The organism is Anoxybacillus sp. B2M1 (assembly GCF_001634265.1).
Classification (GTDB): domain Bacteria; phylum Bacillota; class Bacilli; order Bacillales; family Anoxybacillaceae; genus Anoxybacteroides; species Anoxybacteroides rupiense.
Window position 1 is genome coordinate 2905274 of the sequence record NZ_CP015435.1, and the last position, 21066, is coordinate 2926339.

The 21066-nt window shown below is 39.0% G+C and carries 10 protein-coding genes and 7 pseudogenes; 12 read left to right on the forward strand and 5 right to left on the reverse strand.

From position 1 onward, the window contains the following. Window positions 1–184: 184 nt before the first annotated feature. From GFC28_RS14120 to istB (GFC28_RS18960), 6 genes and pseudogenes are all read left to right on the forward strand, one after another. Window positions 185–3733 carry an S-layer homology domain-containing protein gene (locus GFC28_RS14120; protein WP_052660933.1) on the forward strand — a complete coding sequence of 1183 codons (3549 nt, stop codon included), beginning with the start codon at window positions 185–187 and terminating at the stop codon, window positions 3731–3733. A gap of 155 nt (window positions 3734–3888) precedes the next feature. After that, on the forward strand, window positions 3889–4077 hold the full coding sequence (locus tag GFC28_RS14125; RefSeq protein ID WP_044742442.1) for a hypothetical protein: 189 nt from the start codon (window positions 3889–3891) through the stop codon (window positions 4075–4077). A gap of 38 nt (window positions 4078–4115) precedes the next feature. Then, window positions 4116–5382 (forward strand): annotated as a pseudogene (istA, locus tag GFC28_RS14130) (IS21 family transposase). Beyond that, window positions 5379–6143: an IS21-like element helper ATPase IstB gene (gene istB, locus GFC28_RS14135; protein ID WP_044741929.1), complete on the forward strand. Its 765-nt coding sequence runs from the start codon at window positions 5379–5381 to the stop codon at window positions 6141–6143. The pseudogene istA and the gene istB (GFC28_RS14135) overlap by 4 nt, the downstream one beginning before the upstream one ends. Window positions 6144–6372: 229 nt before the next feature. Beyond that, a pseudogene (locus GFC28_RS14145) lies at window positions 6373–7512 on the forward strand (IS3 family transposase). Between the two features lie 97 nt (window positions 7513–7609). Next, window positions 7610–8256 (forward strand): annotated as a pseudogene (gene istB, locus GFC28_RS18960) (IS21-like element helper ATPase IstB); the annotation flags it as partial. A gap of 180 nt (window positions 8257–8436) precedes the next feature. On the opposite strand, the gene GFC28_RS14160 reads toward istB (GFC28_RS18960), so the two are convergent. The 4 genes from GFC28_RS14160 to GFC28_RS14175 form a co-directional block, all read right to left on the reverse strand. Continuing rightward, entirely contained in the window at window positions 8437–9711 is a 1275-nt protein-coding gene (locus tag GFC28_RS14160; RefSeq protein ID WP_052661033.1) for an S-layer homology domain-containing protein, read from the reverse strand. Between the two features lie 494 nt (window positions 9712–10205). Then, on the reverse strand, window positions 10206–12581 hold the full coding sequence (locus GFC28_RS14165) for an Ig-like domain-containing domain (RefSeq protein WP_052661032.1): 2376 nt from the start codon (window positions 12579–12581) through the stop codon (window positions 10206–10208). Window positions 12582–12817: 236 nt separating this feature from the next. Then, window positions 12818–13351 (reverse strand): hypothetical protein, encoded by a 534-nt coding sequence (locus GFC28_RS14170; protein WP_044746341.1) that lies wholly within the window; start codon window positions 13349–13351, stop codon window positions 12818–12820. A gap of 15 nt (window positions 13352–13366) precedes the next feature. Then, window positions 13367–14221 (reverse strand): tyrosine-type recombinase/integrase, encoded by an 855-nt coding sequence (locus tag GFC28_RS14175; RefSeq protein WP_052661031.1) that lies wholly within the window; start codon window positions 14219–14221, stop codon window positions 13367–13369. 906 nt (window positions 14222–15127) lie between these two features. On the opposite strand from GFC28_RS14175, the gene GFC28_RS14180 reads away from it, so the two are divergent. The 4 genes and pseudogenes from GFC28_RS14180 to GFC28_RS18965 all read left to right on the forward strand — a co-directional run. Then, on the forward strand, window positions 15128–16141 hold the full coding sequence (locus GFC28_RS14180; protein ID WP_044746340.1) for a hypothetical protein: 1014 nt from the start codon (window positions 15128–15130) through the stop codon (window positions 16139–16141). An 822-nt stretch (window positions 16142–16963) separates the two neighbouring features. After that, the gene (locus GFC28_RS14190; RefSeq protein ID WP_044744381.1) at window positions 16964–17572 is read left to right on the forward strand and encodes a type IV toxin-antitoxin system AbiEi family antitoxin domain-containing protein; all 609 of its coding nucleotides are present in this window, start codon (window positions 16964–16966) and stop codon (window positions 17570–17572) included. Beyond that, window positions 17572–18417, forward strand: coding sequence for a nucleotidyl transferase AbiEii/AbiGii toxin family protein (locus GFC28_RS19820; RefSeq protein ID WP_231883394.1), 846 nt, complete (start codon window positions 17572–17574; stop codon window positions 18415–18417). The genes GFC28_RS14190 and GFC28_RS19820 overlap by 1 nt, the downstream gene beginning before the upstream one ends. A gap of 186 nt (window positions 18418–18603) precedes the next feature. Next, window positions 18604–18799, forward strand: a pseudogene (locus tag GFC28_RS18965) (ATP-binding protein); the annotation flags it as partial. Between the two features lie 467 nt (window positions 18800–19266). On the opposite strand, the pseudogene GFC28_RS19535 reads toward GFC28_RS18965, so the two are convergent. Beyond that, a pseudogene (locus GFC28_RS19535) lies at window positions 19267–19681 on the reverse strand (hypothetical protein). A gap of 47 nt (window positions 19682–19728) precedes the next feature. On the opposite strand from GFC28_RS19535, the pseudogene GFC28_RS18975 reads away from it, so the two are divergent. Both GFC28_RS18975 and GFC28_RS18980 read left to right on the forward strand, forming a co-directional pair. Continuing rightward, window positions 19729–19815 (forward strand): annotated as a pseudogene (locus GFC28_RS18975) (zinc-ribbon domain-containing protein); the annotation flags it as partial. Between the two features lie 547 nt (window positions 19816–20362). Next, window positions 20363–20953: pseudogene (locus tag GFC28_RS18980) on the forward strand (pre-toxin TG domain-containing protein); the annotation flags it as partial. Window positions 20954–21066: the final 113 nt, after the last annotated feature.

The following is a 21066-nucleotide window of genomic DNA, read 5'->3' on the forward strand; positions in this document are numbered from 1 at the left end:
AAATTTGTCCATTTTTTGTGTGGAATATAGGAACACATTGACAAATGGCTTATTAAAAACTATACTAGTAATTGTTTGGTAACTAAATTTAAGAGTATTGGGGAAACATATAGAGAAAGCGGTCTCTTAAATTTAGTTTAAAATAATTATAGAAACAACTATAACAAGGGAGGAAATAATACAGATGGCTTACCAACCAAAGTCTTACCGTAAATTTTTGGCTGGCTCTGTGTCTGCTGCGTTAGTAGCGACAGCAGTTGGCCCAGTCGTAGCAAGCGCTGCGTCCTTCAGCGATGTAAACCCTAACGACTCTCATGCTGCAAACATTGAGAAATTAGTCGAAAAAGGATACATCAAAGGCTACGAAGACGGCACATTCAAACCGTACAACAACGTTACACGCGGTCAAGTAGCGAAAATTTTCGCTCGCATTTTAAAAGATAACGGCTTCCAAGTTCCAGCCGACAAAAAAGCGTTCGACGATGTTCCTGTTGACGCAAAAGACCAAGAATTAGTCGAAGCGGCTGCCATCGTGAAAGCGGCAGGCGTGATGACTGGAAACGAAGGCAAATTAAATCCAACTCAAACGATGACTCGCCAACAAATGGCGAAAGTGCTTGTAGAAGCATTCGACTTAACAAAACCAGCAGACTTCACATCTAAAATCACAGACTTAGACAAAGCGGACGAATGGGCTCGCGACTACATCAAAACATTAGAAGCAAACGGCGTAACAGTTGTAACAGAGTACAATCCAAAAGGAACGGTCACTCGCGCAGCGTTCGCTTCATTCGTCGTTCGTGCGTTGGAAGCATCTTCTCAAACAACAGCACAAGACATCCAAGGCGTTCAATATGTTGACCAAAACACATTAGAAGTGACATTCAACGGCGAATTGAAAGATGTGAAGAAAGAAGACTTCGCGATTGAAGGCGTTGAAATCGACTCTGTTTCAATCAAAGCAGCAGCAGCTGAAGAAGCAAAAACAACAGTTGTTGTGATCAAAACAAAAACTCCTTTAGAAGAAGGTAAATCTTACACAATCTCTTACAAAGGCCAAACAACTGACAAAACAAAAGTTGACGTGCCTGTTGTAACTCCTAAAGTTGAGAGTGTAAGTGCGAATAACCTTAAAACTGTAAAAGTTACATTTAACAAAGCATTAAACCCTGATGCTTTAGGCACTATCCAAATTAAGGATGCTAATAACAATACAGTAACATTAGATTCTACACAAGGTACTAAGCTTTCTGCTGATGGTAAAGTGTTATCAATTACTGCATCAGGTTTATTTACTCAAGGAGCAGAGTATTCTTTAAAAATCGAAGGTGCTAAAACTGTAGATGGTAAAGAAGTAACTGCTTACGACGGTAAATTCACAGCTCTTGATACAACAGTACCAGTTGTTGAAAGTGCAACAATTACTTCACCTAAAACTATTGAGATTGCATTCTCTGAACCGGTAACAAGCAGCCTATTCACATCTGGTATCGATGCTTTTGCTGGTGTATTAACAAACCTAGTTCAAATTGACGGTGTCAATGCATATGTAGATGACATCAGCTTTGACTATGCAACAAACAAAATGCAATTGAAACTGAACACAGCTCTTACTGCTGGTGAGCATACAATTAAAGTAATGGGCTTTAAAGACCATGCTGGATTCCCTGTGGAAGCTAAAGAATTTAAATCATCTTTAGCAGCTGATACAGCAGCTCCAACTGTAACAAGTGTTCAAGTTCTACAATATAACAAAGTACGAGTAACTTTTGATGAAGTTGTTAGCACACCTGTAGCTGCAAACTTTACTATCTCTGTTGGTGGCACTAACTACACTGTAACTCAAGTGGATGCTGTGGCTGGCGACCAAAAATCATACGATTTAACAGTATCTCCAGACCTTGGATTAGGTGCAGTAGTTGACGCTACATTAAAATACAAAAATATCAAAGACTTCTATAATAACGAAGTAACAACAGAGAAAACATTCAGCTTTAAAGCTAGCGATGAAACAACAGCTCCAACTGTAGTTTCTCATACTTTAAACAGCGATAATACAGTTGAACTTACGTTCTCTGAAGATGTCGAAGGTTTACAAGCAGCTGATTTTGAGCTTCTAGACAAAGATAATAAAGTAGTAACAGGTGGAGTTACAAACGTTCAGGCAAAAACTATTAACAACGTTGTTAGCAAAAAAGTTTACACTGTAACTCTTGCAAGCAGTGTGAATGCTGGTTCTAACTATACGTTAAAACTTAAGAAAGATAGTGTTAACGACTTCTCAATCCGTAAAAACACTAACGCTGAACAAACATTTGCTTTATCAACTAAAGACTTGGTAAAACCAAATGTATCTGCTGTTCTTCAAACACTTGAAAATGCTAATACAACTGTTAATACAGATACAGATGCATTAGATACTAAGTTAGTTATTTACTTTGATGAAGCAATGGATAAAACTACTCTTGAAAATAAAGCAAACTATCTAATCAACAATGCACCAATTGGTTCTAACGTTACAGTTACACCAGCTCAAGATGGGAAATCTGTAACTCTTGTGATTAACAGAACAGCTCCAGAGACACAACAAAACTTTACTGCTGGTGGAAACGCTACTATCAAAGTATTAAACTTAAAAGATGTTGCTGGTAACTTAGTTGATGATTTCAACGTAGATTTAACAGTAAATAACTATTCTTCAACTACTAACATTATCAGCGATGTGCAATTAGTTGCGAAAAACCAAATTAAGATTGTGCCTAACGCAGGACATGTTATTTCTGCTGTTGACTTAAATGATATTCAAGTAGTTGACAACGATAGCCAAACTGTATATGCGCAAGCTACTCGTGTAGTTTCTTATAACTCTACTGATGGTTCTGTAACTGTAGAATTAAGCCGCAACTTAGGCTCTGACGTTTCAGCAGCTACAGCTATTGGAACTGATATTGCAGTTGGTGATTCTTTACGTGTTAAATTTACTGGCGATGCAGTAACAAATGCACAAGGACAAACTCAAGCATTAACTGCTGATAATGGCACTGCATTCTATGATGCAACAATTACAGATAAAGTAAAACCATCTCTAGTTGTTACTGATACTGACAATGATGGATTAATTGATGTAAATGATACGAACAACACAATTACTCTAACATTTGATGAAAATGTTTATGCTTCGACTGCTGAGCTTGAAGCAGCTTTAGTAATCAAAGACAAAGACGGTAAACGTCTAGGAACTAGTGCGTACGATGTAACTGTTGATACAGATACAAACGCTCCTCATTCAAAAACAGTGGTAATTACTTTATTGCCAGGTGCAACTGAGTATGTTGGTAACTACACTATTACTCTTTCTGATAACGTATCGTTGAAAGATATTGCTGGCAACTTAGCTAATGACATTGCTACTGTAACAACTGAGAGCTTAACTGTTGAATCACAGGCATCTGCTGATGCAGCTGCTGTTGCTGCTGCTAAAGCGGCATTAGCAATTGGTTATGCTACTGGTGATTCAGCTAATAGTGTAACTCAAAACTTAACTTTACCAACTACATCTAATGGAGCTACTATCACTTGGGCGTCTGACAATCCTTCAGTTGTTGCTACTGATGGTAAAGTAACTCGTCCAGCTACTGGGCAACCAAATGCTACAGTTACTCTAACAGCAACTATTACAAAAGGTTCTGCAACAGATACTAAAACATTTACTGTTACTGTTAAGGCACAATAAGCATAATGTTAAAATGAGATAGATAGGTGCTGTCACTGCCATAATTTTGTCGAAAAGCTCTGTAGAGAGAAAACTCTACGGGGCTTTTCTTGTGTAGACGCAATTTTATCGAATGGTACAATAATGAAGTAGGATAATGAATGGGGGTATACATAATGAAATTAAAGATATGGTTCAGCCTATTCCTAGTGTTACTGTTGGCGGTTGGTTGCTCAGCAAACGAAGAAAAGAAAGCGAATGAACCAAAGAAGGAAGAAACAACGGTAAAAAATGAGCAAACTGTAATCACCGGTGATAAAATCCCCAATAACAGCGGTTTAAAATTCCCCAAAAATAACAGATAATCGTTTCGAAACAACATCTTAAATGGAGTGGAGAAACGATGCTGAAGGTAGGGGAGTTTTTTATGATTCGAGAGTTATATCAGAAAGGCTGGACTCAAACAGCGATTGCCAAAGAAACAGGTTTTGATCGGAAAACCATTCGTAAGTATCTAAAGGGGGACAAGCTTCCAGAGCGTAAAATCAGTGAGAAAAAAAGAAAAAGCAAACTAGATCCTTATAAAAGCTATCTTCTTCAACGAATACAAGAAGGTACGACGAATTGTGTTGTTCTCTTTGAGGAGATCCAAGCGATGGGATACACTGGCAAGATGACGATATTAAGAGATTTTGTTCGACCGTATCGAGAACAGCCAAAGAAACAAGCTACCTTACGGTATGAAACACCACCAGGCAAACAAGCTCAAATGGACTGGGCCTATGTGGGAAAGTACTTGGTGGATGGTCAATATCAAGATATTTATGCTTTCGTGATGGTACTTGGTTATTCCCGAATGAAGTATGTGGAGTTTACGACCAATATGAATGTAGAAACATTAATGAAATGTCATATGAACGCATTTGCTTACTTTAACGGCATTCCTGAACAGATTCTTTATGACAATATGAAAACCGTTGTTCTGAAACATAGTCCCATCGAAATTCGATTTAACCGGACGTTCGAGGATTTTCTAGCGTATTACGGTATTGTTCCAAAAGCATGTCGGCCGGCCGAAACGTCCACAAACAAAGGGAAAAGTAGAAAGAGTGGTAAAGTATTTGAAAGATAATTTCTTTCAGCGAAAACACGAACCTACTCTCTATGCATTAAATGAAGCTGTTCGTACATGGCTGGATCAAGTGGCCAATCGAAAGCCGAATCAAACGACGAATGAACCGCCAATTCAACGTTTGGAACAGGAACAGAAGTTCCTTCAAGCATGGGGAGTCAAACCATTATTCCCGACATGTCGCTGGGAGACACGAGAGGTAAGTCGAGATTGTTTTGTTTCATACAGAGGAAAAAAATATTCCGTTCCGTATCGCTATGCAGGACAGGTTGTAAAAGTGAAAGAAACTCTCGACCATCATATCGAGATTTATGATGAACAGGAGTGTATTGCCAAACATCCGATTTTGACAGGAAAAGCAACTGCTCATATTCAAATGGAACATTATGAGGGCTTACATACAAAAGAAAAAGGACAGAGAAGAAAAGGCGTTCAAGGTTTGGCGACCAACGACCTTTCTTCTTCTGCCCCATCTCCTAAAGTAGAACAACGCCCTCTCGCTGCTTACGCAGCATTGGAAGAAGGTGAGACTGTATGATGAACGAGCTGTTAATCGAACGCTTAAAAAAGCTTGGTTGGCACCACACAGCCCACCAACTAGATAGTTTATTAGAAGACGCTTCTAGAGATAATGTATCATATTCTGAGTTTCTAAACACTATTGTTTTACAAGAAATTGAATATCAAGAGTCTCAACAACTAGAAAAGCGAATGAAACGAGCCAAATTACCTTCTATCAAAACGATTCATGACTTTGATTTTTCCTTTCAACCGAGTATCAGTGAAAAGAGAGTCAAAGAAACGCTGACCTGTCGGTTTATTGCCAACGGGGAAAATCGAATCTTACTAGGCCCACCGGGTGTTGGAAAAACGCATTTAGCGATCTCCTTTGCGGTGGAAGCTATCACTCAAGGGTATACCGCTTTATTTTTAACCGCAGACGATGTAGTGGCTGAATGCCGAAAGGCAAACGAAAAAGGGACTCTCCAGCGATTAGTGAATCGTTGGAGTCGTCCAGATGTACTCATTATGGATGAGGTCGGTTACTTTCCTTTTGATGAGCTAACGGCGAATGTCTTTTTTCAGGTCGTATCGAAACGATATGAACAAGGCTCTATGATCCTCACATCGAATAAATCCTATCTCGAATGGGGGAAAGTATTCGGTGATGATGTACTAGCGACAGCGATTTTAGATCGCCTATTACATCACGCTATTACCTTTAATATCAAAGGTGTTTCTTATCGTCTACGAGAAAAGAAAAAAGCAGGAGTTTATCCTGCCCAGTTGCCTAATTAAACGTTCATAATGGGGAATTTCATTTCGTTGAAATTGGGGAATTTTAAATCGTTATTGACACGTATATTTTGAAGCTTTGTTCATAACCAGATGGATTCTTTTGGTTTTGATATTTTTTAAATGTTACTTTCCTTCCATTCGGGCAAATAAAACAATCATCTTGCTCACAATATACAATGAACCCATAGAGTGCGACACAAGGAGGAGATAAATAAGTTATACTGAAGCTATGGAAAAACGGAATCGATACACCGCAGAATTTAAGACGAAGGTGGTCATGGAAGTGCTGAGAGAAGAGCAGACAGTGAATGAGATTGCTGGGAAGTACGAAATTAGTCCGGTGATGCTAAGCCGGTGGAAGGCGGAGTTTGTGGAGCGTGCCTCCATGGTGTTCGGCCGTGAAACCAAAGAAGCCGAGAAAATGAAAAGAAACTACGAGGAGAAGCAAGGACAATTAGAAAAACTGGTTGGTCAACTGACGCTAGAGGTCAGTTGGCTCAAAAAAAAATCTGGCCTCTAAGGTATCGACAAGAGATCGGGAAGCGATGGTGGAACGAGATCATCCAAAAATCAGCATCAAGCGTCAGGCGGAGCTCTTGAGTATCCAAGTATCCATCGCACGAATGTGTATCGGCAGCGGGAGCCGAGGCAAGAAACGCCGGAGAATGTACAGCTGATGCATGAGATTGACAAGTTGTATACCAAACATCCGTTTTTTGGCTACAGGCGGATGACCAGCAAATTGCAGGAACAGGGATGGCGCGTCAATCGCAAGCGCGTTCAGCGGCTTATGCGCGTGATGGGAATCGAAGTGATCTACCCGAGCCCGAACCTGAGCAAACGGTACCATGCCCAGTATATCCGTCCCTACCTGCTGCGCGGGTTGAAGATTGATCGTCCGAACCAGGTCTGGGGCATTGATATTACGTATCTACGGATGGGTAAAGGCTTCATGTATCTGTTTGTGATCATTGACTGGTACAGCCGCAAAATCATCGATTACGAGCTTTCCAGCACGTTGGAGAAGGCGTTCGTGCTGACGTGCCTGAAACGGGCACTGGGGCGCTGTCAGCCCGAGATTATGAACAGCGATCAGGGCAGTCATTTTACGAATCAGGATTACTTGGACTTGTTGATCAAGCACAACGTAAACGTATCGATGGATGGCAAAGGCCGGGCACGGGATAACAGCCGTACGGAACGCTTCTTTCGTTCGCTCAAATATGAGGAAATCTATCTGAATGAGTATGAGAACCCTCGGGCGCTTCGCAAGGCGATTACAGCTTATCTACGCTTTTACCATACCGAACGCCCCCATCAGGCGTTGGGTTACGCCAAGCCGGCAGATGTGTATGCGCGGACTGCTTAACGGCATCCGCTCCCCATTACAATTGAAGGAGGACTTAACTTATTTTTTCCGAAATTGTGTCTTGACAATGGGGGGCATTACACAATACCAGACAGCAGAAGATTTCTTATATCATGCACTAGTGCAAGAAATGGAAGATCGAGAAGTACGAGCTAAAGCGAATCGGATACGATCTGCAAATTTCCCTGAAAAGAAACTATTAACTGAATTAGAGATTGAGAGATTACCGCAAAATGCGGCCTCTCGCCTCCCACATTTAAAGAAATTAGACTTCATTCAAAAAAACAAAACGTCTTACTAATTGGGTCACCTGGAACCGGAAAAACCCATATAGCAATAGGTTTAGGGATTGAAGCTTGTTTGGCAGGATATAAAGTGTTTTTTACAACGGTAGCATCTCTAGTAAACCAATTAAAAGAGAGCCGTTCTGAAAGAACGTTACGTTCATTTGAACTGAAGTTTGAAAAATATGATTTAATAATTATTGATGAATTAGGTTATATCTCCTTTGATAAAGAAGGAGCCGAGTTATTATTTACCCACCTTTCTCTACGGGCAGGACGGGCATCCACCATCGTTACGAGTAATTTATCATTCGATCGATGGGAAGAAATATTTCATGATCCAGTTTTAACAGCTGCTTTAACGGACCGACTAACACATCGAGCCTACATGGTGGACATGGTAGGACCATCTTATCGAATATTAGATACAAAAGAATGGTTGGAAAATAGTCAGGTTTAAGTGGCTCCGTTTTTAATTAATAAATGGCTCAATTTTTACTTGCGAAATACAATTTTATACTGTCTACTTTTCGGATCGCTATGCACAGGTACCGTACCAATATGAAAAGAACAAACCTATTTATTAAAAACGAAAAAGCCCCGCGGAAATGCACACGGAGCTTTTGGGTATTATTTAATCTCAGTATGTTGAAGGTATATAATCGGAATCAATCGCTCTGCACATAAAAACTGAAAATTGTGCTCTAGTTACAGATAGATTCGGCTTATAAGTTCCGTCGCTATATCCCGTAGTAACGCCGTTAGCTGCTAATCTTTGAATGTAGCTATAAGCCCAATGGGTCTTAGGCACATCTTTAAAGCTACCATTATACTGCCCCTGTAAACGATAGGCATTGACTAACATGCGTGCCATATCGTCTCTTTTCAGCGGCTGTTCTGGATAAAAATATTCTCCTTTTGGATAAATCCCTTCATCAACTAGTGTCGCAATTTCTTTATAAGCCCAATATGTTTTAGGTACATCCTTAAACTTTGGATCAGGGTGATTCTCTGTGTTTAATCCCAATGATCTGACCAACATTACTGCAGCTTGTGCCCTTTTCACGGAGTCATTTGGCTTAAACATGCTATGAGCATATCCTTTAATAATGGTTAAATCAGATAAGTAGTTGATTTCTTTTACAGCCCAAAAATCTATTGGCACATCCTTAAATTTTCTAGTAGCAATTTCAATATCATAATAATTCTCTTCATACACACTACTAACCTTTAAATAGTATTGTCCAGCTGGTAATTGCAATTGCCAAATGTCATCATCTAGATATTTTGATGTAACTTCTCGCCCGGAAAAATCTAATATACTCACAGATTTGCTTGCTGAATAAGGCGTAGTTAAACGAATCCCAATAACTTGGTTTTCCAGTAACTCGAATTGATAAATATCATATTCCCATCTACCATAACCATAATATTTCTTATTTAAAGAAATGGGGTTGGCTTGCGTGATCGTATCATTTGGCTCTTGTTCGAATGTGCCTTGCTTCATTGCAGTTAAATCAAGTTGATATGATATATTATCCCATGTAGACGCATCAACTGAAAGGAAATACTTCCCTTTTTTTAAACCTATAGTTTTATTCAAATTCTTAGTATAGCCTATGTTGAAAGAAAACAATTCATTTCGGTCCTCATCGTATATTTCAATAGTCGCAGAACTAGTAGCCTCAAACTGAATATTAATTTTTTGGTAATCATCAACTTGGAAATAATAGTAATGAATTCCTCCATCATTTATATAATTTTGCTCAGAAGCATGGGCTTCATTCCCATTTTTGATGAAAGGAAGTTCTTGCGCCAAATAAAAATCAGTTGGTTCTTCCCCCATAGCAAAGGAAGACAAGGGAGAAAACAAAAAAGCCATTACAGCTATGAAAGATAAAATCACAGATTTCATAATACTCCTTCTCTCCTCCACAAAAGTTGATAAAAACGTACTATTGCAATCCTACTAGAAAGTGAATGCAAATCTAGCAATCAATCCCCCTTTGGTAACGAAATACAAAATATCGTATATTTTTCCTTAATGATAGTATAAAACTTTTTTTTTACAAATTGTTACAAAATATTTCGACATCTTTCGATAAAAAAGATTGGAGAACAATCTTATCAACTAAGCTTATAATGATAGGATCATTGAGTGGTATTCTTAAAGAAAGTACTACAACCAAGCCACGCATATACAAATACAGTCGATTGTAGCAAAATAGGATTTTATAGTAACAGAATGAATGATTTGAACGAACTATTTGGCCGACATCTAACCCATCTTGTTGTTCTGTATTATTTTGAGAAATTGATAAGCACGTAGTCCAAAAAAGAAAAGCCCCACAGAGAAAAATCTCTACAGAGCTTTCTATAAACACACAAATAATCACCATTAAATTAAGATTATTCCTCAGCAGGAACAGTTAGATTTACTGTTACATCTTTAGTGAATCCATTCTTAGATACTGTAAATACTACGTCACCAGTAGCCTCTTGTTGATCTTGAGTTACCAGACCATCAGCCGCAATTGCAGAGTTATTTGTCGACTTAAGTGTAACTGTGTATCCTTGAGCAACAAGTCCTTGAGCAATGGTTACCACATTCTTGCCTGTGGTTAAACCATCACCTTCAACAGCAGTTTTAGTAATTTTGGCAGCTTCTGCGTTAACAGCTGCTTGTAAAGCACCTTGTGCAGCAACTGCTGTTAATGCATCTTGGGAAGCCTTAACGTTACGAGCTGTATCCTCCACTGGACCTACCAAAGCCACTTTAGGAGTTGCAGCTAAGTCGTTAGTTGTTTTCTCTTCAACTTTAATAGTTACAACACTACCGTTTACAGATACTTCTTTAACAGTGTAACCCTCAACAGTGAAGTCAGAATCGTTTACAGATGGTACATATAAGTTTTCGCTGAATGTTACTTCAAATGTGTCAACGAAGTTGTCTCCATCTGTTTCTTTTGCTACAACAGCTGTCATTTCTGGTGCAAACTTGTCAGCAACTGTTACACCATTAGTACCTAAGTCTACTGGTGCACCGAAGCTGTTCTTAGCATCAACGTTAGAAGCTGCTGTTCTTATTTTTACGTTTTCAACATTTGTTGGAATATCGTTAGTAGTAGTTAAAGTAACTACAGACTTACCATCTACTACTTCATTTGAAAGTCCACCAGCCGGAGCCCAAGCACCATTATTAACGCTAACTTCGAAGTCATCTGCTTGTGCACCTGTGATAACTTCTTTGAAGTAAAGTTTAACTGTATTTTTACCAGTTGCTTCTGCTTTGTCAAATAATGGAGCAGAAACAGCAGATGGAACTTTAACATCTGTAGAAGCTGCAGCAATTGGGTTACCAGCAGCGTCAACAACACGTAACACTTGAAGTGTTGCTCCCGCTGGAGTTTGTTGAGCTGTTGTTTCAGCATTTGTGAAGTCAAGGATTACTGCTTTGTTTCCGTCTACTGCTGTTACAGTTACTTTGCTATCTAACGCAGCGCCGTTGAATAAGTAGTTAAGTTTGTTTTCAATAGAAGCTTTATCCATTACTTCACTGAACACAATCTTAACTTTCTTATTAGATAATAGTTGTGCTTGAGTACCATCTGTATTGCTATCTAAGTCAGAAACTGTAGGAGGTACAACATCCTTAACAGCTACTGTTGTTGTGTAATCAGCAAGTTTATTTTCATTGATAGAAGTATCTTTTACATTTTTAATAGTTAATGTATAAGCACCACCATTTAATACTGGTGTAGTAAGAGTGTACGTTTTGTTATCAATCTTCGCTACAGAAGTTGGGTTAATCGTATTACCTGCTGCATCTTTAAGTGTGTAGTTAGCTAATACATCTCCACCAGTTACATCTTCGCTGAATGTTACTTTAATTTGAGTATTTGAAACAGCCTCAACTTTTGTTACTGTTGGAGCTACTGTGTCCACAGTTATATTACCAGTGATTGTTTGAGCAGGTACTTTGTTACCCCAGAGGTCAGCAATTTGAGTACCTTTCTCGTCAGCATAGCTTAAGAATAATTTGAACGGACCTTCTGGAAGTGGATTAGTAAAGTTTAATGTAAGTTCTCTACCATTTAAAGTTTTAGTTGCTTTATATGCAGCAACACCTTTGTAAGTATGATAAAATTCAACGTTTGCATCTTCAACATTCGCTACATCTTCGTTAAATTCAAGGACAATTTTGTTAGGAGATGCAGATTTAACCACTACAGTCGGAGCTACTGTGTCTGTCGCGAATGTAAATTCTTTAACTGCTTCCTCAACTTTGAAACCAGCGTAGTCAGCACCGTCTTTTACTTTTAGTTTATGAGTACCTGAAGCTGGTTGAGTACCAAGAGTTAATACTGCCTCATCAGAACCTGCAGTAAACGCTACATTTACAATAGCAATTGTTCCATCATCCAATGTGAAAGTTGGAACTGTTGAAAGAACTTCAGAGAATTTTACCTTTAACGTCTTAGGTCCAATTGCTTCAACACTAGTAACCGTTGGAGCTGTTACGTCTAAGAATTTAACGGATGTAGTAGTTTTGCCAATCACTTCACCGCGTACAGTTTTTACATTTTCAATTGTTAAATCTGCAGTTTGTTGTTGAGCAGCACCGTTGATTGTTAAAATAACTTCTTTACCGTTCGCTTTAGCAGAAACTACTGTTAAGCCACTAGCAGTTGGGAATGTATAGTTACCAAGAGTCTCAGCAGTTGCTACATCTACATCTTTATTGAATTTAACTTTAACTTGCTTAAGGTTAATCGCACTTACCAAACAACCCCTCTTTCCCATCCCTCCAGCGGTTTAAAGTCAAGTCATATCAAGGTTTTCCGGCAGGAGGTGAATGATGATGTTGCTATTTTGCTCGTATCTTCTGGCGATCTTATCTTGATCGTAGGGCATCTGCTGAACAGATAGCTGCATATGATGGAATACAACTGAATACACAGGGAGGAACGGAATATAGCCCATTTTGCGTCAAAAGACGATGCGGCCGGAAGCGGCTTGTTTTATACGTTGGTGTGAAATTGGCTGATAAAGTAGTCCAATGCTAAGCACATGACTTGGGTTTGGGTCAGGTTGGTTTGTTCTCTGAACGTTTGGAGCTTCTCGTATAATTCAATCGGCAACCTCACGGAAGTGGTATAGGAAGCCTTTTTTGTATAGGCAAATTCCTGCGCTTTTTGCCAAAGGTTGTACGATGGCTGGGTATTCGGACGCGGGAACGGTTCTTGATTCTCAATGAAATCAAGGAGCTTGTTGGATTGCTGGAGAAGGCGAATGACTTCGGCGTTTTCCAGTAAATCCAGCGGGTTGAATGCTTCCGGGCCGGAAGTGTCCATCGCTTGCTCTGTTTTGGGAGAAGGGGGATGGTCGGGAATATAGTTATGCAGATGAGCATCCCAGCGATAGTTCATTTTGGTCATAAACCGCGACAGGCTTCGCGGGTTGGAGTAGCCGACTTCCATCGCGATTTCTTTGGCTTCTTTTTTCTCTGCATACATGGCGATGATTTTTTTGATTTTCTCTTCTTTTTTTGTCATCTTCCTCATCCTCCATTACAATTTTTCCACCGCCTCTTGCAGCTCTTCGCTCAACAGATGCAAATAGATTTCTGTCGTTCGCAAGGAGCTGTGGCCAAGCAATTGCTGGATTTTATATAAATCAATTCCCTTGCGAAGCAGATTTGTCGCAAAGCTATGCCGGAACGTATGGCAGGTCACCTGCTTATCCCAGCCGATCTCGGCGACGAGTTCATGGATTAAATACCGCGCATAAGAGGAGGAGAGCCTGCCTGTTTTTTTGGTGCTAAATAGAAAGGGGCTGTCGCTTCCTCTGAGATGGCGAATATAAAACGATAGCTCTTTTTTTAGTTTCGGATGCAACGGGCACATTCGCTCCCTTCGGCCTTTACCAAATAGTGTGATTTGATTTTTTTCAAAATGGATGTCAGATAGCTGCAGGCGGCATAACTCGCTAATGCGGGCTCCCGTATAATACAAGGTGTAAATTAATGTTTTCGTCAGGCCATGAGCGTGCTGGAATAATTCTTCGATTTCCGTCTCCGTTAATGGCTGTCTTTCTTGGCGAATGGATGGGAATGGCGCGACTTTTTCACATGGATTCGCCGTGATGTTTCCTTCGCGTATTAAGTATTTCATAAATGAGCTGAGAGAATACAAATGTCGCTTTCGGCTGGCATCGGCAAAATTTCGTTGTTCTTTTAAATAGTACAAATAACGTTCAATCATTTTATGATCAATGGGCTCAATCGTGGGAATGCAATCATATTCGTCAGCCATCCAATCGTTAAAGCTGCATAGATCTTTTTCATATCCCTTGATCGTTTCCTGACTTCTATTGAGCATGGGGAGATAATGATGAATAAATTCGTGAATATGCTTTAATAACAAATGGTCTCCTCCTCTATGCTGACAATCTTGACTGTTCCACCTTTGCATGTGCGCCATGGATTCATTTGCGTGTTGGAAAATGATAAGTGGAAAAGGGGCCGTGATAATTCTTTCTTCTCTGGACTCTGTCAATGGCTCGCTTCGTAAACGCTGCCATTGTTTTCTTTTGGGACTATCGTCTTTCTCCTAGGTGCTAGCTAGAGCTGTGTGCGCCTTCATGATGAGGAAGCGAGCTTTTGTTGGCTATGGGATTTCTCTTGGGTTATGCATAAAATTATGAAGGGATCGTGACGCTTTCGGTTTTGCGCGACAATAAAAAAGCGGGTTTAGTTTCTTAAAGGATGGTGAGTGAGACGCGGTGTTTCACGTAAAGATGATGCCTCTCTTGCGTCCAAGAATGATTGAAGTGCTAAGCTCTCATGCCGCTTTTTCAGTGTTGACCCAATGGCTCTTGTCCTGATTATGGCTATTCACAGGCTAAGAGTGTAGAGTTATTATAACAAATTTTTAATGCTGATGCTTGATAGAGGCATCTCAAAGGCGCAAATGTTGTTCCTTTGTTTCGTTTTACCTATATAGAAAATTGCGAGGGGCAGAGGAACTGAAGATTGTTTCTCTGTCTTTTTATATTGGAATATGAGTCTGGCATTTTGTGGAATTTGTCGAAGAATAAGTAATTGTCTGTGAATAAAGAAAGGGGTACAATAGACATACAGAACTAACGTTTGGTTTTAGGGGAATAATGAATGGGCATTTCAAATTTTATTGGGGAACAGCGGTTGTTTGTAGAGGGTTATTAACACAACACTCAATCAGTAATGATTGGCATGATCGAAAGGAACTATTAGATCATTTGAGCTATCTGTCTATATGAAAATAAAGAAAGGAATAATGGGATTATGAAGGATGGAGAGTATAGACAGAGTGTCGCGGTTGGGGGCGACACTCACTTTATTTGGAAGTGTAGTCTGGATTACATTAAAAACCTCTTTTACGATATGGTTTCAAACTTTTACTAGTTTTGTCTATTTGAAGATTATTTTCGGAATCGAACATTGGCTTACTTTGATTTTATTGGTAAGTGCTGTGATTCTTTCTTTTAGGGTTATAAGTTACGTTTGGCTGGAATTAATAACTTTTAAAGTTTTTAATGATCCAGAGGATGGAAAAGAAGCTATAAAACGTGCTAATAAAGCTTTTGATGCTATCTTTAAATCTATAACATTCTGTGGAAAATTCATGCTATTTGTTATGTTTTTGGTTCTTGCTATTAATACTTTTTTTTGGATTGGTGTCATAATAGGAGCTGTATTGTTTTTAATACTTTATGTAGATTCACGTATTATGAGAAAAAAAATTTCTAAACAGATAAAGGTTTTAGTAAATAAAATTGTTAATTTAAAAATATTTAATAATTTTTTTATTTTCTTATATCTGTTTATTCTGACTGTTTTCCCAAGCTTCTATTTAACATTATATTCCTTGGAAAAAGAAAAAGAAGTAATGTTAAAATTTAGTGAAAATCAAAAGGTGAATGTTGATTTAAAACTAAAGAATTATCGAGATGTTACTGTAAAAATTAACATTCGTCGTGAGTGTAAAAAAGATGTTTCTATTGATGTGAAACAAAAAGATTTTTTTACGAGCGCAACTAAGGTTATGGAAAATGATGGTTCATCAGATCATTATATTCGCTTTCTCAGAGATTTGTTTGTTAAGCTTAATTTAGATAAATCTACAGATTTTATGTACTATAAAACAGCAATAGGCCAGTCTTTGAGTGATGGTGTAAACGATGTTAGTGTAGAAGTTTATTCAGATAAGAGTATCTATACACCGGTTGTTACATTTGAAACAAATATTATAAAGAAACATAATGATATAGAGATTATGCAAAAAAATTTTCATCTAAAAAATTAAAGTTTGAGGAATGTGGTTTCTTAGGACTTGAAAGATGGTGTTGCCATTGCTTTAGTAATTATAATAGCCTTTCCATCTCCTTTCGGGGAATAGGAGTGATTTTAGTTTCGCTGCCTTTTAAATAGTTACGGGCGACCTGTCTGTTTACTGACTTAATCAATTACGACTAGCAAAGCGAAGAGTGATAAGTACGCAATAAATAGGAGGGAGGGACGGCACTAAATGATAATAACTTTGTCTTCGTTTTTTGAGATAGATTCCGTCACGCCTCGTAGTTTGCCAAGTGAGGTAAACAGAAGAGAGAACAAAAGCCGATATGGGTGCCTAATCGGTTTTGTTCCATCGTTTGCCGCAGAAATTGGAGCATCCTTTCTATTCAAAGAAACAAATGGCTATTTTGTTTTGAAAAAGAATAGGCAGGTATCCAAGCGTCAACCTTTTGTAACCGACGAGAAAAATGGAACCGTTTTCGCTAAATAAGAGTGAACACTTTTCTGGAAATTCCAGCGTAATCCCTATCACTTGACATGGAGCCTCCAAAGGGATGATTTTGTTCGAATGGTGATACATGGGGATAATTCTCTAGAGACAAAGCAATCATGCTTCTCCCTCGATATTATGGGGTGTCACAGTTTCAAGAGTGCAATCGTTCGTAATTATGTATGAATATAATAGCAGAAATTTTACTAAGCGTCGGCACAAAATAATAAGTGTATACGTTAAAATAAAAAAAGGGATATTATAAATAATCGAGAATTAGTTTATTAAACGTTTGCAATTAATGATAAATGCCGACCTTTAAGTGAAAAGAGTGGTGATAACATGAATAAAGAAGTAAGCAAGATAATAAAAGATATTTTTGTGCGTCAAAAGGGATTTGCGAAGACAGAAGACTTAACCAGAGAAGGAGTGAGCCATTATTATATTCGAAAGTTCGAGCAAAATGGAGAAATAATTAGGATAAAACGTGGACTTTACCGTTATGCTGAATTTGAAAATGATCAAAATGAGGAAGTGGTTGAAGTATCAAAATTGATCCCGAATGGTGTTCTTTGTCTTTTGTCGGCGTTGTCTTTTTATGAGTTAACAACTTATAACCCGTGGGAGTACCAAATTGCTATTGAAAGAAAATCAAGAAAACCCAGTTTACCTGATTATCCACCAATTAAAATTTTCTACTTTTCAAAAAAGCAGTTTGAATATGGAATTGAAGAAGTGGAGGTAGGCGGCCATAAAATAAGCATTTATAATCGTGAAAAAACGATTTGTGATATTATTCGATACAGAGAAAAAATAGGAATCGATTTAATGAAAGAAGGTTTGCGAAATTATTTACAAAGTCCTGAAAAAAATATAAATAAATTGGTGGAATGCGCTGAGAAAATGCGCATCAAGACCGTTTTATTAAAATACTTAGAGGTGCTTGTATAATGGGAAATGTTAAAAATATACCCTCTTCAGTTAGTGAAAGACTAAAGAATATTGCCAAACAAAATGGAAAAAACTTTGATTTAATTTTATTATTGTATTTTCAAGAAAGGTTACTATATCGACTTTCCATTTCTAATTATCGGGATAAATTTGTTCTAAAAGGCGGTCTCTTTTTATTTTCCTTAACACAATTTAAATCTAGACCAACAAAAGATATTGACTTTTTAGCCAAACAAATTTCGAATGATATACAATATATTAAGGCTGCGTTTGAGTCAATTTGTGCTTTAACCGTTGAAGAAGATGGAGTCGAATTTGATGTAAACGGCATTACTGCTGAACGAATCAAAGAGGATGCTGATTATGAAGGGGTACGTATCAAAATTCCAGCATCACTTGGTAGAATGAAAAAACAATTACAACTGGATATTGGGTTTGGTGACGTAATTATCCCAAAACCGCGAGATATACAGTATCCTTCCCTTGGAAGAGTGACACCGATGCAGTATTTGCTTTTTTATGAAACGACGAAGCAAGAAAATGATGGAACAAAAAACGAGCATCCGCGTCATATCGCTTATTATGGAAAAGTAAAGGAAATCATTTATGACATTCAGCCAGGCGACTACATGCATATTCCTGAACTACAACCTTTAATGAACGATCCGAAGTTTTGGGATGAAATTCGCACGTGGGAAACGACGAATGTGGTTCTTTTACGTGAAGTGGGAACATTCGCGAATCCTCTTCCGCTGAAAAATGGTTTAGAGGCGAGATACTTAGTGAACAAAACAACAACTTTGCCTTTGTTAAGAAATGCAACGTATATTGACGAACTATATTAAGTCTCATCTTTCTCAATCCCCTGCATTATGATTGTAAATGGTACAAATGAAGTTGTTATTACTGGCGCAGAAGCTGGGGATACTTTCACAGTAACTTACTTGTTAGATGGTAAAGCAGCAACGGTTAAGTTGACTGTTACTGCTGAATAATTTAAAAACCGCTGCTTTGTTTTGGGGTGCGGGCCTGTCATCATCCGAAATGAAATGGCAGAGTTTACGAAAAAGACATTGGATATGCTTCGTCAGCCGTTAGAGACAGGAAAAGTGACGATGAGCCGCGTTGCTTCCACAGCCACTTATCCTGCTCATTTTATTCTGATTGGGGCGATGAATCCATGTCCAATGTGGATATTTAGGATCAAGAACGCGCTATTGCCCCTGTATATATGTACCCAAACTCTTTCCCAGCCCCATTTATGAACACAGATATATGAGTTGATTATTTTTCAGGAACAAAAGACGAACAGAGACAAAAGTATATGGAATTTGTCAAAGGAACCAATTTCGCTTCTACAAGCGGCTTGTAATCAGTCGCGCGTATGCGTTTTAAAAGGCAGATCTCCTCTTCCCTTCAGCGGTTGCATCAATCCTCAAAAAAGAAACAGAGCGCCATCAGATTCTTGGCGATCCGTACCCGCCACACGTTGAAATGTAATGCCAAAAGGCCCCTCGCAGGGAATGGCTGCGTAGCTTTTTCGTCTCATACATTTCCATAAGGAGGGAAAGGAATAGGAGAGATGTGGGAATGCGTTCAAGAAAAAGGAAGGGGATGAAGCTATGGCACGTTTTCGAAGTATCGTAGGAAAGAAATGGATGTTGTAACTAACAACGCTTGTTCGCTTTTAGAAATCAGAAAGTGATTTCCCGAATAATAATGGTTTCCAGTTCTTTATCGAATCCGTGTTTTTCTCTTCGAAAAGCCTTCTCAAAAGCATCAGGGTTTTTTATTAATTTCACTTTATCAAAGATAAACAGGAAAAGATGATCGGCTTCATAATGAAAGGAATCTGAGCCTAATTCTTCCCTTAATTTACGTTCCGTCATGTTTTCCCTTGTACATTTCACCTCTATTACAATTCATGTCATACCTGACGGAAGCATAACCGGCAGCATCTACCACCTCTAATCTAGCATCTGGAAATATGGGGCGGATGAGCGAATATAGCATCCGCTGAACATCATGCTCATTTTCGATTTTAGTCTTATCTAACTCTTCCTTATTATGTGTGAAAATGATGGTCGGAAATTTCCTTATTGTCGGCATATAATAATAAGTGCATGTATTAAGGTGAAAAAGAGGGGGGGTATTGCGCTAAATGTGGAAATCGAACTAATTCTAATGACAAATTTTGCAGCAACTGCGGAGCTTCTATATGGCCTCGGTCTAATAAATTATAATTGAGCACGAAATATTTATATTTGAAATGCCTGTATAAAGTTACAAGTAAAAAGAGCAAGTTTAAGCACATTGTATTTACCCAGTAATGGAGCAAGAGCATGTGGCAAAACGCATAATGGATGCAAAATACGCACAAAAAGCCCAAAAAGCCCATAAATCGAAGGGAAGCTTGATTTTTCTGCTATCAAGTGAATCGTGTTATCTTGTGTGATAGCTACAATCAACGGAAAGGATGCGTAATGTCACCAAGTGGCTTGGCTCTTTTGAAACAAGCCAGTCACCATTCATTCCAAACACCAATAGTTAAGGACTTTTGGATTATTTGTCAGGTGAAAATTAGGTATATATAATGAATGATTGATGATAAAAATCGTTATAACATTATCATTTATCCTCATTTTACTTATGTTACCATCTATAAAAAAGATAGATGGGGGAGTGAGTCAACATGCATACAGGAAAACGGAAGATGGTCATACCTTTCGATCGAGAACGAAGCGAAACATCAGCGGAATGGTTCAAACCAACGGGGGAGCTGTACAGACGATGATCCGGCTGAAACCGGATGAGTTAGAGGAGATCGCCCAGCATATTTCGGATGCCGAAGATGCTTGCGAGCGGGCGCGGACGACCTTGTCGTGGGAGCTTTCTTCTCTCGCGATGAACCTTCCTAGCGTAAGTATGCCCGCGATCGAAGGGTTGCGGGATGAACTCGTTCATTGGCTACAACGTTATGAAGACAAACTGAATGAAGCGGAAGAACTGCTGCACCGCACCGCCGCGGCGATGCGCCAGGTGGACCAGACGCTCGCCGACAATATGAAAGAGCTCGGCTTGGAGCTTCTCGGCTAGTATGATGGGCAGCGGGTGCTCGGCGAGTACGACCCGGTTACGGGCGAACGCCTGTCGGTTGGAGATCGGTTGCTGGCGGGCGGAATGCTGCGGTTGTCGATTGTCCCTCCAGCGAAGGGAATCGGAATGGCGGGAAAAGCGGGGATTACAGGGACTAAAGCGATAGATGTATCTAAAATGAAACACGTGGTACGCGATGATACAATGAAATCAGTTTTTCAGACGATTGATTCCCAAGTTGTCAAAGCGCCACTTGCAGAAACGGCTCGCCTGTTTAAGAAGCAATAGGGCGAGTTGGTAGAGAGCGTTTCTGTTGTTGGACGGCATATGTCGGAGTCGGGCGGGGATGAATGAAGCGAAAGATGCATCTCTCAACATGATAAAGAAAGTGGAGTAAG